Source organism: Enterobacter dykesii (genome assembly GCF_008364625.2).
Lineage (GTDB): Bacteria > Pseudomonadota > Gammaproteobacteria > Enterobacterales > Enterobacteriaceae > Enterobacter > Enterobacter dykesii.
In genome coordinates, this window is sequence record NZ_CP126604.1 from 795,325 (window position 1) to 812,126 (window position 16,802).

General features: G+C 53.8%; 14 protein-coding genes. All 14 read left to right on the top strand.

Annotated features, from left to right (window positions below):
• The first annotated feature begins 7 nt into the window (after positions 1–7).
• The 14 genes from frr to accA all read left to right on the top strand — a co-directional run bounded on the left by frr (position 8) and on the right by accA (position 16,716).
• Positions 8–565, top strand: coding sequence for a ribosome recycling factor (frr, locus tag F0320_RS03665; RefSeq protein WP_003856180.1), 558 nt, complete (start codon positions 8–10; stop codon positions 563–565).
• 95 nt (positions 566–660) lie between these two features.
• Positions 661–1,860, top strand: a complete 1,200-nt coding sequence (gene ispC / locus F0320_RS03670; RefSeq protein WP_126328820.1) for a 1-deoxy-D-xylulose-5-phosphate reductoisomerase — start codon at positions 661–663, stop codon at positions 1,858–1,860.
• A 186-nt stretch (positions 1,861–2,046) separates the two neighbouring features.
• Entirely contained in the window at positions 2,047–2,805 is a 759-nt protein-coding gene (ispU, locus tag F0320_RS03675) for a (2E,6E)-farnesyl-diphosphate-specific ditrans,polycis-undecaprenyl-diphosphate synthase (protein ID WP_047651476.1), read from the top strand.
• Positions 2,806–2,817: 12 nt separating this feature from the next.
• Entirely contained in the window at positions 2,818–3,675 is an 858-nt protein-coding gene (cdsA, locus tag F0320_RS03680; protein ID WP_023310457.1) for a phosphatidate cytidylyltransferase, read from the top strand.
• Positions 3,676–3,686: 11 nt separating this feature from the next.
• The gene (rseP, locus tag F0320_RS03685) at positions 3,687–5,039 is read left to right on the top strand and encodes a sigma E protease regulator RseP (RefSeq protein WP_126328819.1); all 1,353 of its coding nucleotides are present in this window, start codon (positions 3,687–3,689) and stop codon (positions 5,037–5,039) included.
• Between the two features lie 29 nt (positions 5,040–5,068).
• Positions 5,069–7,486, top strand: coding sequence for an outer membrane protein assembly factor BamA (gene bamA / locus F0320_RS03690; protein ID WP_047651473.1), 2,418 nt, complete (start codon positions 5,069–5,071; stop codon positions 7,484–7,486).
• Between the two features lie 122 nt (positions 7,487–7,608).
• Positions 7,609–8,103 carry a molecular chaperone Skp gene (gene skp, locus F0320_RS03695; protein WP_045907838.1) on the top strand — a complete coding sequence of 165 codons (495 nt, stop codon included), beginning with the start codon at positions 7,609–7,611 and terminating at the stop codon, positions 8,101–8,103.
• 3 nt (positions 8,104–8,106) lie between these two features.
• On the top strand, positions 8,107–9,132 hold the full coding sequence (gene lpxD, locus F0320_RS03700) for a UDP-3-O-(3-hydroxymyristoyl)glucosamine N-acyltransferase (RefSeq protein WP_047651471.1): 1,026 nt from the start codon (positions 8,107–8,109) through the stop codon (positions 9,130–9,132).
• Positions 9,133–9,234: 102 nt separating this feature from the next.
• Entirely contained in the window at positions 9,235–9,690 is a 456-nt protein-coding gene (fabZ, locus tag F0320_RS03705) for a 3-hydroxyacyl-ACP dehydratase FabZ (protein WP_010426706.1), read from the top strand.
• A gap of 3 nt (positions 9,691–9,693) precedes the next feature.
• Complete coding sequence (gene lpxA / locus F0320_RS03710; RefSeq protein WP_023310462.1) at positions 9,694–10,482, top strand: acyl-ACP--UDP-N-acetylglucosamine O-acyltransferase; 789 nt, start codon at positions 9,694–9,696, stop codon at positions 10,480–10,482.
• Positions 10,482–11,630, top strand: coding sequence for a lipid-A-disaccharide synthase (gene lpxB / locus F0320_RS03715; protein ID WP_149323808.1), 1,149 nt, complete (start codon positions 10,482–10,484; stop codon positions 11,628–11,630). The genes lpxA and lpxB overlap by 1 nt, the downstream gene beginning before the upstream one ends.
• Positions 11,627–12,223: a ribonuclease HII gene (rnhB, locus tag F0320_RS03720; RefSeq protein ID WP_126328818.1), complete on the top strand. Its 597-nt coding sequence runs from the start codon at positions 11,627–11,629 to the stop codon at positions 12,221–12,223. The genes lpxB and rnhB overlap by 4 nt, the downstream gene beginning before the upstream one ends.
• Before the next feature lie 38 nt (positions 12,224–12,261).
• Positions 12,262–15,744 (top strand): DNA polymerase III subunit alpha, encoded by a 3,483-nt coding sequence (gene dnaE / locus F0320_RS03725; RefSeq protein WP_126328817.1) that lies wholly within the window; start codon positions 12,262–12,264, stop codon positions 15,742–15,744.
• Between the two features lie 12 nt (positions 15,745–15,756).
• The gene (gene accA / locus F0320_RS03730) at positions 15,757–16,716 is read left to right on the top strand and encodes an acetyl-CoA carboxylase carboxyl transferase subunit alpha (RefSeq protein ID WP_008501895.1); all 960 of its coding nucleotides are present in this window, start codon (positions 15,757–15,759) and stop codon (positions 16,714–16,716) included.
• Positions 16,717–16,802 lie beyond the last annotated feature (86 nt).

A 16,802-nucleotide genomic window follows, 5' to 3' on the forward strand; every position in this document is an offset into this window, starting at 1 on the left:
TCGTAACGTGATTAACGACATCAGAAAAGATGCTGAAGTACGCATGGACAAATGCGTAGAAGCGTTCAAAAACCAAATCAGCAAAATCCGTACTGGCCGTGCGTCCCCGAGCCTGCTGGATGGCATCATTGTAGAATACTACGGTACGCCAACGCCTCTGCGTCAGCTGGCGAGCGTCACGGTAGAAGATACCCGTACGCTGAAAATCAACGTGTTCGACCGCTCTATGAGCCCGGCCGTTGAGAAAGCGATTATGGCCTCTGACCTCGGACTGAACCCAAGCTCTGCGGGCGCTGACATCCGCGTTCCACTGCCTCCGCTGACGGAAGAACGTCGTAAAGACCTGATCAAAGTGGTTCGTGGCGAAGCTGAGCAGGGTCGTGTATCCGTGCGTAACGTACGTCGCGACGCGAACGATAAAGTGAAAGCGCTGCTGAAAGAAAAAGAGATCAGCGAAGATGACGATCGTCGTTCTCAGGACGACATTCAGAAAATGACCGACGCGGCCATCAAGAAAATTGATGCGGCGCTGGCAGAAAAAGAAGCGGAACTGATGCAGTTCTGATTTCTGTCGTACACTGATAAACGCCGTTCAGAGGGACTTCGGGTCTTGCTGGCGGCGTTTTGCTTTTATCTGGTCTAACTTTTTTCGGGCATCTCATGAAGCATTTAACACTCCTCGGCTCAACCGGCTCTATCGGTTGCAGCACTCTCGACGTCGTTCGCCATAATCCTGAACTTTACACCGTGACAGCGCTGGTGGCCGGTAAGAATGTGCAGCGAATGGTCGAGCAGTGCCTGGAGTTTGCGCCCCGCTATGCGGTGATGGATGACGAAGAGAGCGCGCGTCTGCTGAAAGCACAGCTGCGTGAAAAGGGCAGTCGAACCGAGGTGCTGAGCGGCCAGCAGGCGGCCTGCGAGATGGTGGCGCTGGATGAGGTGGATCAGGTGATGGCGGCCATTGTCGGCGCGGCAGGGCTGCTGCCGACGCTTGCTGCGATTGATGCCGGTAAGGATGTTCTGCTAGCTAATAAAGAGTCGCTGGTCACCTGCGGACGCCTGTTCATGGAGGCGGTGAAGCAGCGTGGGGCGCGTCTTTTGCCGGTCGACAGCGAACACAACGCGATTTTTCAGAGTTTACCGCAACCTTTTCAACAGAACCTGGGGTACGCTGACCTGGAGCAGAATGGCGTGGTGTCTATCCTGCTTACCGGGTCTGGTGGCCCGTTCCGTGAAACGCCACTGTCTGAACTGCGTGCAATGACACCCGATCAGGCGTGCCGTCATCCGAACTGGTCGATGGGGCGTAAAATCTCCGTTGATTCTGCCACCATGATGAACAAAGGTCTGGAATACATTGAAGCACGCTGGCTGTTTAATGCGTCAGCGAAACAGATGGAAGTACTGATTCACCCGCAATCGGTGATTCACTCGATGGTGCGTTACCAGGATGGCAGCGTGCTGGCACAGCTGGGCGAGCCGGACATGCGTACGCCAATTGCCCATTCAATGGCGTGGCCAAATCGAGTGAAATCCGGCGTGAAGCCGCTTGATTTCTGCAAGCTAAGTTCCCTGACGTTCAGTGAACCAGACTATGACCGCTATCCTTGTCTGAAGCTTGCGATGAATGCCTTTGACCAGGGGCAGGCGGCGACGACGGCACTTAATGCAGCCAATGAAATTACCGTTGAGGCATTTCTGAATCAGCAAATTCGTTTCACCGATATCGCATCGCTTAATTTATCGGTACTGGACATGATGGATTTGCGCGAACCACAAAGCGTGGAAGAGGTGCTGGCGGTGGATGCAGCTGCGCGTAATATTGCACGCCAACAGGTGACACGTCTCGCAAGCTGGTGATAAAGCAAGCACTAGTCGTCGTGCTATTTGTTAGCGTTGGGCTTCAGTGATATAGTCTGCGCCACCTGATCGCAGGTATTTGACTTAATGTGGTCAGGTGAGCCGTGGTTTGACACGGCTTTTTTATGTATAGGCTTCAGTATTCCTGAGTACCGTTAAATCCTTTTCAGGGACAAAAAACGCGTTATGTTGTCTGCGAATCAACCAATAAGCGAAAATTTGCCAGCTCATGGCTGCCGTCATGTAGCAATCATTATGGATGGCAATGGCCGCTGGGCGAAAAGACAAGGGAAGATACGAGCCTTTGGGCATAAAGCGGGGGCGAAATCCGTTCGCCGCGCCGTTTCTTTTGCCGCCAACAACGGCATTGATGCGTTAACGCTCTATGCTTTTAGCAGTGAAAACTGGAATCGTCCTCTGCAGGAAGTGACTGCGTTGATGGAATTGTTTGTGTGGGCGCTAGACAGCGAAGTAAAAAGCCTGCACCGCCACAACGTCCGCCTGCGTATCATTGGCGATACCAGTCGTTTTAACTCACGTTTGCAGGAACGGATTCGTAAAGCAGAAGCGCTGACGGAGAACAATACCGGTCTGACGCTGAATATTGCGGCGAATTACGGCGGACGCTGGGATATTATCCAGGGCGTTCGGCATCTGGCCGAACAGGTTCAGGAAGGGCTGTTGAGACCCGACCAAATTGATGAAGAGGCGCTGAGCAAGCAAATCTGCATGAATGAACAGGCACCTGTGGATTTGGTAATTAGGACAGGGGGGGAACATCGCATAAGTAACTTTTTGATATGGCAAATTGCCTATGCCGAACTTTACTTTACGGATGTTCTTTGGCCCGATTTTGATGAACAAGACTTTGAAGGTGCGCTGCATGCCTTTGCCAATCGAGAGCGTCGTTTCGGCGGCACCGAGCCTGGTGGCGACAACGCCTGATGGGGGTAGCTTTTGCTGAAGTATCGCCTGATTTCCGCTTTTGTATTAATACCCATTGTCATTGCGGCGCTGTTTTTACTGCCCCCGGTGGGATTCGCTATTGTCACGCTGGTGGTGTGCATGCTCGCCGCGTGGGAATGGGGACAGTTTAGCGGCTTTACCTCGCGCACTCAGCGAGTATGGCTTGCGGTACTTTGTGGCTTTATCCTGGCCATAATGCTGTTTACGTTGCCTGAATATCACCATGATATTCACCAGCCCCTGGTTGCCGGTTCCTTGTGGATATCGTTGGCCTGGTGGGTTGCAGCGCTGCTGCTGGTTCTTTTTTATCCGGGGTCCGCGGCATTATGGCGTAATTCAAAAGTGCTGCGACTGATTTTTGGCTTGCTCACAATTATTCCTTTTTTCTGGGGTATGGTTGCGCTGCGGGCCTGGCACTACGACGAAAACCACTACAGCGGTGCGATCTGGCTGCTTTATGTGATGATTCTGGTCTGGGGGGCTGACTCCGGGGCCTATATGTTTGGTAAACTGTTTGGCAAACATAAGCTGGCACCGAAGGTTTCTCCGGGCAAAACCTGGCAAGGATTCATCGGCGGCCTGTTTACGGCAGCGATCATCTCCTGGGGCTACGGCGTCTGGGCGAATCTTGAAGTGGCACCGTCAATACTGCTGGTGTGCTCGATTTTTGCTGCGCTTGCCTCCGTGCTCGGTGATTTAACCGAAAGTATGTTTAAGCGTGAAGCAGGGATTAAGGACAGCGGACACCTGATTCCAGGGCATGGCGGTATACTGGATCGCATTGATAGCCTGACAGCGGCTGTTCCAGTGTTTGCGTGTTTGCTTTTACTGGTATTCGGGACGATTTAACGGAAGGTTTTATGCTGAGCATTCTCTGGAATCTGGCGGCGTTCATTGTTGCACTGGGTGTACTGATTACCGTGCATGAATTTGGCCATTTCTGGGTTGCTCGCCGCTGTGGCGTGCGCGTAGAGCGATTTTCCATCGGTTTTGGGAAATCACTCTGGACGCGTACCGACCGCCACGGCACGGAATTTGTCATCGCCCTTATCCCGCTGGGCGGCTACGTCAAAATGCTCGACGAACGCGTCGAGCCTGTCGCTCCTGAGCTGCGACACAGCGCATTCAACAATAAAACCGTTGGACAACGCGCTGCCATCATCGCTGCCGGACCGGTAGCCAACTTCATCTTTGCGATTTTTGCTTACTGGCTGGTGTTTATCATCGGCGTCCCTGGCGTACGTCCTGTGGTAGGTGAAATTGCCCCCAACTCCATCGCGGCGAGTGCGCAAATTACATCCGGGATGGAACTTAAAGCGATTGATGGCATCGAAACCCCTGATTGGGATGCCGTGCGACTGCAGCTGGTAGCCAAAATTGGCGATCCGCAGACCACCATCAGCGTATCGCCGTTTGGTTCAGATACGCGTCAGGACAAAATACTTGATTTACGTCACTGGCGTTTCGAGCCAGACAAAGAGGATCCCGTCGCTGCGCTGGGCATTCGTCCACGCGGCGCGCAGATCGAGCCGGTATTAGCCGAAGTACAGGCAAATTCGGCGGCGAGCAAAGCAGGTTTGCAAGCGGGCGACAGGATCGTTAAAGTCGATGGTCAGCCATTAACAGAGTGGATGACCTTTGTTACTCTGGTGCGCGATAATCCGGGAACGTCTCTCGCGCTGGAAGTTGAAAGGCAGGGCAGTCCGCTTTCGCTGACGCTGATCCCGGATACGAAGTCGGTCGGCAAAAAGGCAGAAGGGTTCGCAGGCGTTGTGCCGAAAGTGATCCCGCTGCCAGATGAGTACAAGACAATACGCCAGTATGGGCCGTTCAGCGCCATCCTTGAAGCCACGGATAAAACATGGCAACTGATGAAGCTGACGGTCAACATGTTGGGGAAATTGATAACCGGTGATGTGAAACTGAACAACCTCAGTGGGCCAATTTCGATTGCTCAGGGGGCTGGGATGTCAGCGGAATTCGGGGTGATTTACTATCTCATGTTCCTCGCGCTCATTAGCGTGAACCTTGGGATAATCAACCTGTTCCCGCTTCCCGTTTTAGACGGGGGTCATCTGCTGTTTTTAGCGATTGAAAAGCTAAAAGGCGGACCGGTATCCGAGCGAGTTCAAGACTTTAGTTATCGCATTGGCTCGATTTTGCTGGTGCTGTTAATGGGGCTTGCACTTTTCAATGATTTCTCTCGGTTGTAAGAGAGTGTTAGGAAGAACGCATAATAACGATGGCGATGAAAAAGTTGCTCATAGCGTCGCTGCTGTTTAGCAGCGCCACCGTATACGGTGCTGACGGGTTCGTAGTGAAAGATATTCATTTCGAAGGCCTCCAGCGTGTCGCCGTTGGTGCGGCCCTCCTCAGTATGCCTGTACGCCCCGGCGATACGGTCAATGATGATGATATCAGTAACACCATCCGTGCTCTGTTTGCCACTGGCAACTTCGAGGATGTCCGCGTCCTGCGCGATGGTGATACGCTGCTGGTGCAGGTAAAAGAACGTCCAACGATCGCCAGTATCACTTTCTCCGGCAACAAGTCGGTGAAAGATGACATGCTCAAGCAGAACCTTGAAGCATCGGGTGTTCGTGTGGGTGAATCCCTGGACCGTACAACCCTTTCAGACATTGAAAAAGGTCTGGAAGACTTCTATTACAGCGTCGGTAAATACAGCGCCAGCGTGAAAGCGGTTGTCACTCCGCTGCCACGTAACCGTGTTGACCTGAAGCTTGTCTTCCAGGAAGGTGTTTCTGCGAAGATCCAGCAGATCAACATTGTCGGCAACCACGCATTCAGCACCGACGAACTGATCTCCACCTTCCAGCTGCGCGATGAAGTGCCATGGTGGAACGTGGTAGGCGATCGCAAATACCAGAAACAGAAACTGGCGGGCGACCTTGAAACCCTGCGCAGTTACTATCTCGATCGTGGCTATGCGCGTTTCAACATCGACTCGACTCAGGTCAGTCTGACTCCGGACAAGAAAGGCATCTACATTACGGTTAACATCACTGAAGGCGAGCAATACAAGCTTTCTGGTGTTGAAGTGAGTGGTAACCTGGCGGGGCATTCTGCTGAAATCGAATCGCTGACCAAAATTCAGCCGGGCGACCTGTACAGCGGTTCCAAAGTAACCAAAATGGAAGACAGCATTAAGAAGCTGCTCGGCCGCTATGGTTATGCCTATCCGCGCGTACAGACTCAGCCGGAAATCAATGACGCGGATAAAACCGTTAAGCTGCACGTGAATGTTGATGCGGGCAACCGTTTCTACGTGCGTAAGATCCGCTTCGTTGGTAACGACACCTCCAAAGACTCCGTTCTGCGTCGCGAAATGCGTCAGATGGAAGGCGCATGGTTGGGTAGCGACCTCGTTGATCAGGGTAAAGAGCGTCTGAACCGTCTGGGCTATTTTGAAACGGTGGATACCGATACCCAGCGCGTACCGGGCAGCCCGGATCAGGTTGATGTTGTTTATAAAGTGAAAGAGCGTAACACCGGTAGCTTCAACTTCGGTGTGGGCTACGGTACTGAAAGCGGCGTAAGCTTCCAGGTCGGCGTGCAGCAGGATAACTGGCTGGGTACGGGCTACTCTGTCGGTATTAACGGCACCAAAAACGACTATCAGACCTACTCTGAGTTCTCTGTGACGAACCCGTACTTCACCGTAGACGGTGTGAGCCTGGGCGGTCGTATCTTCTATAACGACTTTAAAGCAGATGATGCGGATCTGTCTTCTTACACCAACAAGAGTTACGGTGTAGACGGTACGCTTGGCTTCCCGATTAACGAATACAACACCCTGCGTGCGGGCTTGGGTTATGTGCATAACGACCTGTCCAACATGCAACCGCAGGTGGCAATGTGGCGTTACCTGGACTCTATTGGCCAGTCGGCAAGTACGTCCAGTGATAACAACGGTTTCGCTGCGGATGACTTCACCTTTAACTACGGCTGGACCTATAACCGCCTTGACCGTGGTTACTTCCCAACGGAAGGTTCTCGCGTCAACCTGAACGGTAAAGTTACCGTGCCGGGTTCCGATAACGAGTTCTATAAGGTCACGCTGGATACTGCGTCCTACTTCCCAATCGATGACGATCACAAGTGGGTGGTTCTGGGTCGTACCCGTTGGGGCTATGGCGATGGTCTGGGCGGCAAAGAGATGCCGTTCTATGAAAACTTCTATGCGGGTGGTTCCAGCACCGTTCGTGGCTTCCAGTCCAATAACATTGGTCCGAAAGCGGTCTACTACGGCGGGAACGACAAAGACAACTGCGATAAGTCTTCCTCCTCCGAAGTCTGTAGCTCTGATGATGCGGTGGGCGGTAACGCGATGGCGGTGGCCAGTCTGGAGTTCATCACACCAACGCCGTTTATCAGTGATAAATACGCGAACTCTGTCCGTACGTCCTTCTTCTGGGATGCCGGTACGGTATGGGATACCAACTGGCAGAATACGGCCCAGATGCGTGCGGCAGGTGTTCCAGATTATAGCGATCCGAGCAATATTCGCATGTCTGCCGGTATCGCATTACAATGGATGTCACCGCTGGGGCCGTTGGTCTTCTCTTACGCCCAGCCGTTTAAGAAATATGATGGAGATAAGTCGGAGCAATTCCAGTTTAACATTGGTAAAACCTGGTAATAATCCGCAGCAAAGGAATGCGTTGGCAGTGTAGCGCTGACAACTGGCGATCGGTAAAACGGTCGCCTTGCCACGCAAAGAACGGTACCTTCTGGTGCCAATGGGATGGTAAGGAGTTAATTGTGAAAAAGTGGTTATTAGCTGCAGGTCTCGGTTTAGCGATGGCAACTTCTGCTCAGGCAGCAGACAAAATTGCAATCGTCAACATGGGTAATTTGTTCCAGCAGGTTGCACAGAAAACGGGTGTTTCTGCGACTCTGGAAAACGAATTCAAAGGCCGTGCAAGCGAACTGCAGGGTATGGAAAACGATCTTCAGTCCAAAATGCAGCGTCTGCAGCGTGATGGTTCTACCATGAAAGCAAGCGACCGCAGCAAGCTGGAAAAAGACGTAATGGCTCAGCGCCAGACGTTCTCCCAGAAAGCGCAGGCTTTCGAGCAGGATCGTCAGCGTCGTTCTAACGAAGAACGTGGCAAGCTGGTGACTCGCATTCAGACTGCTGTTAAAGCAGTGGCTGCCGATCAGAGCATCGATCTGGTTGTTGATGCGAACGCCGTCGCTTTCAACAGCAAAGATGTTAAAGACATCACTGCTGATGTTCTGAAACAGGTTAAATAAGTAATGCCTTCAATTCGACTGGCTGATTTAGCTCAGCAGTTGGATGCAGAATTACACGGTGATGGCGATATCGTCATCACCGCTGTTGCGTCCATGCAATCTGCTAAAGCTGGCACGATTACCTTCATGGTAAGCCCTAAGTACCGTGAGCAACTGGCTCAATGCCAGGCGTCAGCTGTTGTTCTGACGCAGGACGATCTTCCATTTGCCACTGTAAGCGCGCTGGTAGTGAAAAACCCCTACCTGACGTATGCACGCATGGCTCAAATTCTTGATACCACGCCGCAGCCGGCCCAGAACATTGCTGCCAGCGCAGCGATTGATCCGACGGCTAAGCTGGGTAACAACGTCGCCGTTGGCGCGAATGCGGTTATCGAATCCGGCGTTGTGCTGGGCGATAACGCCGTCATTGGCCCGGGCTGCTTCGTTGGGAAAAATACGAAAATCGGCGCCGGGACCCGTTTATGGGCGAACGTGTCCGTTTATCATGATGTTGAAATTGGCGAAAATTGCCTCGTCCAGTCCAGTACCGTCATTGGTTCTGATGGCTTTGGTTACGCTAACGATCGCGGTAACTGGGTTAAGATCCCGCAGCTTGGTCGCGTTATTATTGGCGATCGCGTAGAGATCGGCGCCTGTACCACCATTGACCGTGGTGCACTTGACGACACGATCATTGGCAATGGTGTTATCATCGATAACCAGTGCCAGATTGCGCATAACGTTGTGATTGGCGACAATACCGCGGTTGCGGGTGGCGTCATCATGGCAGGCAGCCTGAAAATTGGCCGTTATTGCATGATTGGCGGTGCGAGCGTGATTAATGGCCATATGGAAATATGCGACAAGGTCACCGTGACGGGAATGGGCATGGTAATGCGTCCTATCACTGAACCTGGCGTCTACTCCTCAGGCATTCCGCTACAACCCAACAAGGTATGGCGTAAAACAGCAGCTCTGGTGATGAACATTGATGATATGAGCAAACGCCTCAAGTCTCTTGAGCGTAAGATCGATCAACAAGATTAAGCGTCATCCGTTGAACGCTATTTTTCCCGGCCTGTCGGCTTTCTAATAAACCGGCAGGCCGTGTTATTATTGTTATCAGTATATTTTGACAGGAAGAGTATTTTGACTACTGACACTCATACTCTGCATATTGAAGAGATTTTAGAACTTCTGCCGCACCGCTACCCGTTTCTGCTGGTAGACCGTGTGCTGGATTTTGAAGAAGGTCGTTTTCTGCGCGCAGTGAAAAATGTTTCCGTGAACGAGCCGTTCTTCCAGGGGCACTTCCCTGGTAAGCCTATCTTCCCGGGTGTGTTGATTCTGGAAGCGATGGCTCAGGCTACCGGTATTCTGGCGTTTAAAAGCGTCGGCAAACTGGAGCCAGGTGAGCTGTATTACTTCGCGGGTATTGATGAAGCGCGCTTTAAGCGCCCTGTCGTGCCTGGTGATCAGATGATCATGGAAGTCACTTTTGAAAAAACGCGTCGTGGCCTGACTCGCTTCAAAGGCGTAGCGCTGGTTGACGGCAAAGTTGTTTGTGAAGCGACGATGATGTGTGCTCGTAGCCGGGAGTCCTGATACGTGATTGATAAATCCGCCTTTATTCATCCTACCGCTATTGTGGAAACCGGTGCCATCATTGGTGCTAACGTCCACATTGGCCCGTTTTGTATTGTTGGACCCCATGTCGAAATTGGTGAGGGTACAGTACTGAAATCTCACGTTGTCGTGAATGGTCACACGACCATTGGCTGCAATAACGAGATCTATCAGTTCGCTTCCATCGGCGAAGTTAACCAGGATCTGAAATATGCTGGTGAGTCGACCCGTCTGGAAATTGGCGATCGTAACCGTATTCGCGAAAGCGTCACCATTCATCGTGGAACAGTACAGGGTGGTGGGTTGACGAAGGTGGGCAGCGATAACCTGTTTATGGTTAATGCGCATATTGCGCACGACTGTACTGTGGGTGACCGCTGTATTCTTGCCAACAACGCAACGCTGGCGGGACACGTATCGGTTGATGACTTCGCAATTATTGGCGGCATGACCGCAGTCCATCAGTTCTGCATCATTGGTGCGCACGTGATGGTTGGCGGATGCTCCGGTGTGGCGCAGGACGTCCCACCGTATGTGATTGCGCAGGGCAACCATGCCACGCCGTTTGGCGTGAACATCGAAGGCCTCAAGCGTCGTGGTTTTAGCCGCGAAGCGATTACTGCTATCCGCAACGCGTACAAACTGCTGTACCGTAGCGGTAAAACGCTGGAAGAGGCGAAGCCGGAAATTGCCGAGCTGGCGAATAAGCACCCGGAAGTGAACGCGTTCATGGAATTCTTTGACCGTTCAACAAGGGGTCTGATTCGTTAATGGTCGACAGTCGTCCGCTTACGATAGCCCTGGTCGCCGGAGAAACCTCCGGCGATATTCTTGGTGCCGGTCTCATCCGCGCGCTTAAGGCCCGTGTACCCAATGCTCGCTTTGTCGGCGTTGCTGGCCCGCTGATGCAGGCCGAAGGCTGTGAAGCCTGGTATGAAATGGAAGAGCTGGCCGTGATGGGCATCGTTGAGGTGCTGGGGCGGCTACGCCGTTTACTGCACATCCGTGCCGATCTCACCCGTCGCTTTACCGAACTCAAACCCGATGTGTTTGTCGGTATCGATGCACCTGATTTCAACATTACCCTCGAAGGGAATCTGAAAAAGCAGGGCATTAAAACCATTCACTACGTCAGTCCGTCCGTCTGGGCGTGGCGACAGAAACGCGTTTTCAAAATCGGACGGTCCACCAACCTGGTGCTGGCTTTCCTGCCTTTCGAAAAAGCGTTTTACGACAGATTTAATGTTCCGTGCCGTTTTATCGGTCATACCATGGCGGATGCGATGCCATTGGATCCGGATAAAAACGCGGCGCGCGACGCGCTGGGCATCCCGCATGATGTGCACTGTCTGGCACTGCTGCCAGGCAGCCGTGGTGCAGAAGTGGAGATGCTGAGCGCCGATTTCCTCATAACAGCGCAAATTCTTCGCCAGACCTATCCGGATCTTGAAGTGGTTGTTCCGCTGGTGAATGCCAAACGCCGCGAGCAGTTTGAGCGCATCAAAACGGAAGTCGCCCCGGATCTTCACGTCCGTCTTCTGGACGGTAAAGGGCGGGAAGCGATGTATGCGAGCGATGCCGCGCTGCTGGCCTCCGGCACGGCGGCGCTGGAATGCATGCTGGCGAAATGTCCTATGGTGGTCGGTTATCGTATGAAGCCGTTCACTTTCTGGCTGGCAAAACGTCTGGTGAAAACGGATTATGTCTCCCTGCCAAACCTGCTTGCCGGGCGCGAGCTGGTGAAAGAGCTGCTGCAGGATGAGTGCCAGCCGCAGGCGCTTGCCGATGCACTGCTGCCGCTGCTCGCCAACGGCAAGACCAGCCACCAGATGCACGATACCTTCCGCGAACTGCATCAATTGATCCGCTGTAATGCTGATGAGCAAGCGGCTGATGCGGTGCTGGAGCTAGCAAAATGATGGAATTTGTTTATCCTCACACTCGCCTTGTGGCGGGCGTGGATGAAGTAGGTCGTGGTCCGTTAGTGGGGGCCGTGGTGACCGCTGCGGTGATCCTCGATCCGGCTCGGCCGATCGTCGGGCTGAACGACTCTAAAAAATTGTCTGAAAAGCGCCGTCTGGCGCTGTTTAGTGAGATTCAGGAGAAGGCGCTGGCCTGGAGCCTGGGGCGCGCTGAACCGCATGAAATAGACGAGCTGAATATTTTGCATGCCACGATGCTGGCGATGCAGCGAGCGGTAGCAGGCCTGAAAATTTCCCCGGAATATGTCCTGATTGACGGCAACCGCTGTCCGGCATTGCCCATGCCTTCAATGGCGGTCGTAAAAGGCGATAGCCGGGTCGCAGAAATTAGCGCAGCTTCTATTATTGCCAAAGTGACGCGCGACGCCGAAATGGCCGCGCTGGATCTCACTTACCCTCAGTATGGTTTCGCCCAGCATAAGGGGTATCCCACACCTTTCCATCTGGATAGGCTGGCTGAACATGGCGCAACCGAACACCATCGGCGCAGTTTTGGCCCGGTGAAACGCGCGCTGGGACGGGTGTCCTGAATCAATACGCAAGCAATTAAGTAACGCGGAATCTGAAGATGGCTGAACCACGTTTCGTACACCTGCGGGTGCATAGCGACTACTCCATGATCGATGGACTGGCGAAGACCGGGCCGCTGGTAAAAAAGGCGGCCTCCCTTGGCATGCCCGCGCTGGCGATCACCGATTTTACCAACCTGTGTGGCCTGGTGAAGTTCTACGGAACGGCGCACGGCGCGGGGATGAAGCCTATCGTCGGCGCAGATTTTCATGTACAGAGCGATCTCATCGGCGATGAAATGACGCAAATCTCCGTGTTGGCGATGAACAACACGGGCTATCAAAACCTCACTCTGCTTATCTCAAAAGCCTATCAGCGCGGATATGGTGCGCTGGGCCCGTGGATCGACAGGGACTGGCTGGCGGAGCTGAACGAAGGGCTGCTGCTGATCTCTGGCGGCCGCATGGGGGATGTCGGTAAATGCCTGCTGCGCGGCAATAGCGCGCTGGTGGATCAATGCGTCTCGTTTTATGAAGAGTATTTCCCGGATCGTTATTATCTGGAGTTGATCCGCACCGGTCGCCAGGACGAAGAGAGCTATCTGCATGCGGCGGTCGCACTTGCGGAAGAACGCGGTCTGCCCGTTGTCGCGACAAACGATGTGCGGTTCCTCGAGCCGGGAGATTTTGACGCTCACGAAATTCGCGTTGCGATCCACGATGGCTTCACGCTCGACGATCCGAAACGGCCGCGTAATTACTCCGCTCAACAGTACATGCGCAGCGAGGAGGAGATGTGTGACCTCTTCTCCGATATCCCCGAAGCGCTGGAAAACAGCGTGGAGATCGCCAGGCGCTGTAACGTTACCGTCCGCCTCGGCGAATATTTCCTGCCGCAGTTCCCGACGGGTGACATGACCACGGAAGATTTCCTGGTCGTGAAATCTAAAGAAGGTCTGGAAGAGCGTCTGGAATTCCTGTTCCCGGATGAGGCCGTTCGCAAAGAGAAGCGGCCGCCGTATGATGAACGCCTGGATATTGAACTCCAGGTTATCAACCAGATGGGCTTCCCGGGCTACTTCCTGATCGTAATGGAGTTTATCCAGTGGTCGAAGGATAACGGCGTACCGGTCGGACCGGGACGTGGCTCCGGTGCGGGCTCTCTGGTGGCGTATGCGCTGAAAATTACCGACCTCGATCCGCTGGAATTCGACCTGCTGTTCGAACGTTTCCTTAACCCGGAACGTGTTTCCATGCCCGACTTTGACGTCGACTTCTGCATGGAGAAACGCGACCAGGTGATCGAGCACGTCGCCGATATGTACGGCCGTGATGCGGTATCGCAGATTATTACCTTCGGTACGATGGCGGCGAAGGCGGTTATCCGCGACGTCGGCCGCGTGCTGGGCCACCCGTACGGGTTTGTCGATCGTATTTCTAAGCTGGTGCCGCCCGATCCGGGCATGACGCTGGCAAAAGCGTTTGAAGCCGAACCTCAGCTGCCGGAAATCTACGAAGCTGACGAAGAAGTGAAAGCGCTGATCGACATGGCGCGCAAGCTGGAAGGCGTGACGCGTAACGCCGGTAAGCACGCTGGGGGCGTGGTTATCGCCCCGACCAAAATTACCGATTTTGCGCCGCTCTACTGCGATGAAGCGGGTGAGCATCCGGTTACTCAGTTTGATAAGAACGACGTAGAATACGCCGGGCTGGTGAAGTTTGACTTCCTCGGCCTGCGTACGCTGACGATCATCGACTGGGCGCTGAAGATGATCAACCCGCGCCGGGAAAAGCAGGGCCTTGAGCCCATAGACATTGCCGCTATCCCGCTGGATGACAAGAAAAGTTTCGACATGCTGCAGCGCTCGGAGACGACAGCCGTCTTCCAGCTTGAATCCCGCGGCATGAAAGACCTGATTAAACGTCTGCAGCCCGACTGCTTCGAAGATATGATCGCGCTGGTCGCCCTGTTCCGTCCGGGCCCACTGCAGTCAGGGATGGTAGATAACTTTATCGACCGTAAGCACGGTCGCGAAGAGATTTCCTATCCGGACGTTCAGTGGCAGCATGAAAGCCTGAAGCCGGTGCTGGAGCCCACCTACGGCATCATCCTGTACCAGGAACAGGTTATGCAGATCGCCCAGGTGCTTTCCGGTTATACCCTGGGCGGCGCGGACATGCTGCGTCGTGCAATGGGTAAGAAAAAGCCGGAAGAGATGGCCAAGCAGCGCTCCATCTTTGAAGACGGGGCAAAGAAAAACGGCGTTGACGGCGAGCTGGCGATGAAAATCTTCGACCTGGTGGAGAAATTCGCCGGGTACGGATTTAACAAATCCCACTCTGCCGCCTATGCTTTGGTGTCGTATCAAACGCTGTGGCTGAAAGCGCACTATCCTGCTGAGTTTATGGCTGCGGTAATGACGGCCGATATGGACAACACCGAGAAGGTAGTTGGCCTGGTGGACGAGTGCTGGCGCATGGGGCTTAAGATCCTGCCGCCGGATATTAACTCAGGGCTCTACCACTTCCACGTCAATGACGACGGAGAGATCGTTTACGGGATCGGCGCGATCAAAGGCGTGGGCGAAGGCCCTATCGAGGCGATCATCGAAGCGCGTAACAACGGCGGGTACTTCCGCGAGCTGTTCGATCTTTGCGCCCGTACCGATACCAAAAAACTGAACCGTCGCGTGCTGGAAAAACTGATCATGTCCGGCGCGTTTGACAGGCTGGGGCCGCACCGCGCCGCGCTGATGAATTCCCTCGGCGACGCCCTGAAAGCGGCGGATCAGCACGCAAAAGCGGAAGCCATTGGTCAGGCGGATATGTTCGGGGTGCTGGCGGAAGAGCCAGAGCAGATCGAACAGTCTTATTCCAACTGCCAGCCGTGGCCAGAACAGGTGGTACTGGATGGGGAGCGTGAGACGTTAGGCTTGTACCTGACGGGACACCCGATCAACCAGTACATCAAAGAAATTGAGCGCTATGTCGGCGGCCACAGGCTTAAAGACATGCATCCGACAGAACGTGGTAAAATCACCACGGCTGCGGGGCTCGTGATTGCCGCAAGGGTTATGGTCACCAAGCGCGGCAATCGTATCGGCATCTGTACGCTGGATGACCGTTCCGGGCGTCTGGAGGTGATGTTGTTCACCGACGCGCTGGATAAATACCAGCAATTGCTGGAAAAAGACCGCATACTTATCGTCAGCGGACAGGTCAGCTTTGATGACTTCAGTGGGGGGCTTAAAATGACCGCCCGCGAAGTGATGGACATTGACGAAGCCCGGGAAAAATATGCTCGCGGGCTTGCTATCTCGCTGACGGACAGGCAAATTGATGACCAGCTTTTAAACCGACTCCGTCAGTCTCTGGAACCCCACCGCTCGGGGACAATTCCAGTACATCTCTACTATCAGAGGGCGGATGCACGTGCGCGGTTGCGCTTTGGTGCAACGTGGCGTGTCTCTCCGAGCGATCGTTTACTGAACGATCTCCGTGGCCTCATTGGTTCGGAGCAGGTGGAACTGGAGTTTGACTAATACAGGAATACTATGAGTCTGAATTTCCTTGATTTCGAACAGCCGATTGCTGAGCTGGAAGCGAAAATCGATTCTCTGACAGCGGTAAGCCGTCAGGATGAAAAACTGGATATTAACATCGACGAAGAAGTGCATCGTCTGCGCGAGAAAAGCGTAGAGCTGACGCGCAAAATCTTTGCCGATCTCGGCGCATGGCAGGTGGCCCAGCTGGCTCGCCATCCACAGCGTCCGTACACCCTGGATTATGTCCGCCTGGCGTTTGACGAATTTGACGAACTGGCAGGCGATCGCGCATACGCTGACGATAAAGCTATCGTTGGTGGTATCGCGCGTCTGGACGGACGCCCGGTGATGATCATTGGTCATCAGAAAGGTCGTGAAACCAAAGAGAAAATCCGTCGTAACTTCGGTATGCCAGCCCCAGAAGGCTACCGTAAAGCCCTGCGTCTGATGGAGATGGCTGAGCGTTTCAACATGCCAATCATCACCTTCATCGACACCCCAGGTGCATACCCTGGCGTGGGCGCGGAAGAGCGCGGTCAGTCTGAAGCCATCGCGCGCAACCTGCGCGAGATGTCTCGTCTGAAGGTGCCGGTCATCTGTACCGTTATCGGTGAGGGTGGTTCCGGCGGTGCGCTGGCGATCGGCGTGGGTGATAAAGTGAATATGCTGCAGTACAGCACCTATTCCGTTATCTCCCCGGAAGGCTGCGCGTCCATTCTGTGGAAGAGCGCTGACAAAGCGCCGCTGGCTGCAGAAGCAATGGGTATCATTGCGCCACGCCTGAAAGAGCTTAAGCTGATCGATTCCATCATCCCGGAACCGCTGGGTGGAGCGCATCGTAAGCCGGAAGTGATGGCGGCTTCTCTGAAAGCGCAGCTGCTGGCCGATCTGGCAGACCTGGACGTGCTGAGCAAAGAAGATCTGCTCAACCGCCGTTACCAGCGCCTGATGACCTACGGTTACGCGTAAGCTTCACAATTATCTGAAAAGCCGCACAATGTTGCGGCTTTTTTTATACCTGCGGTTTAGCCGGACTATGCTTAGCTAATGTTTTT

Excerpts from the sequence above, each read along its gene's own strand:
- ispC (WP_126328820.1), top strand. The coding sequence starts at position 661 with ATGAAGCATTTAACACTCCTCGGCTCAACCGGCTCTATCGGTTGCAGC.
- ispU (WP_047651476.1), top strand. The coding sequence starts at position 2,047 with ATGTTGTCTGCGAATCAACCAATAAGCGAAAATTTGCCAGCTCATGGC.
- rseP (WP_126328819.1), top strand. The coding sequence starts at position 3,687 with ATGCTGAGCATTCTCTGGAATCTGGCGGCGTTCATTGTTGCACTGGGT.
- bamA (WP_047651473.1), top strand. The coding sequence starts at position 5,069 with ATGGCGATGAAAAAGTTGCTCATAGCGTCGCTGCTGTTTAGCAGCGCC.
- lpxD (WP_047651471.1), top strand. The coding sequence starts at position 8,107 with ATGCCTTCAATTCGACTGGCTGATTTAGCTCAGCAGTTGGATGCAGAA.
- lpxB (WP_149323808.1), top strand. The coding sequence starts at position 10,482 with ATGGTCGACAGTCGTCCGCTTACGATAGCCCTGGTCGCCGGAGAAACC.
- rnhB (WP_126328818.1), top strand. The coding sequence starts at position 11,627 with ATGATGGAATTTGTTTATCCTCACACTCGCCTTGTGGCGGGCGTGGAT.
- dnaE (WP_126328817.1), top strand. The coding sequence starts at position 12,262 with ATGGCTGAACCACGTTTCGTACACCTGCGGGTGCATAGCGACTACTCC.
- accA (WP_008501895.1), top strand. The coding sequence starts at position 15,757 with ATGAGTCTGAATTTCCTTGATTTCGAACAGCCGATTGCTGAGCTGGAA.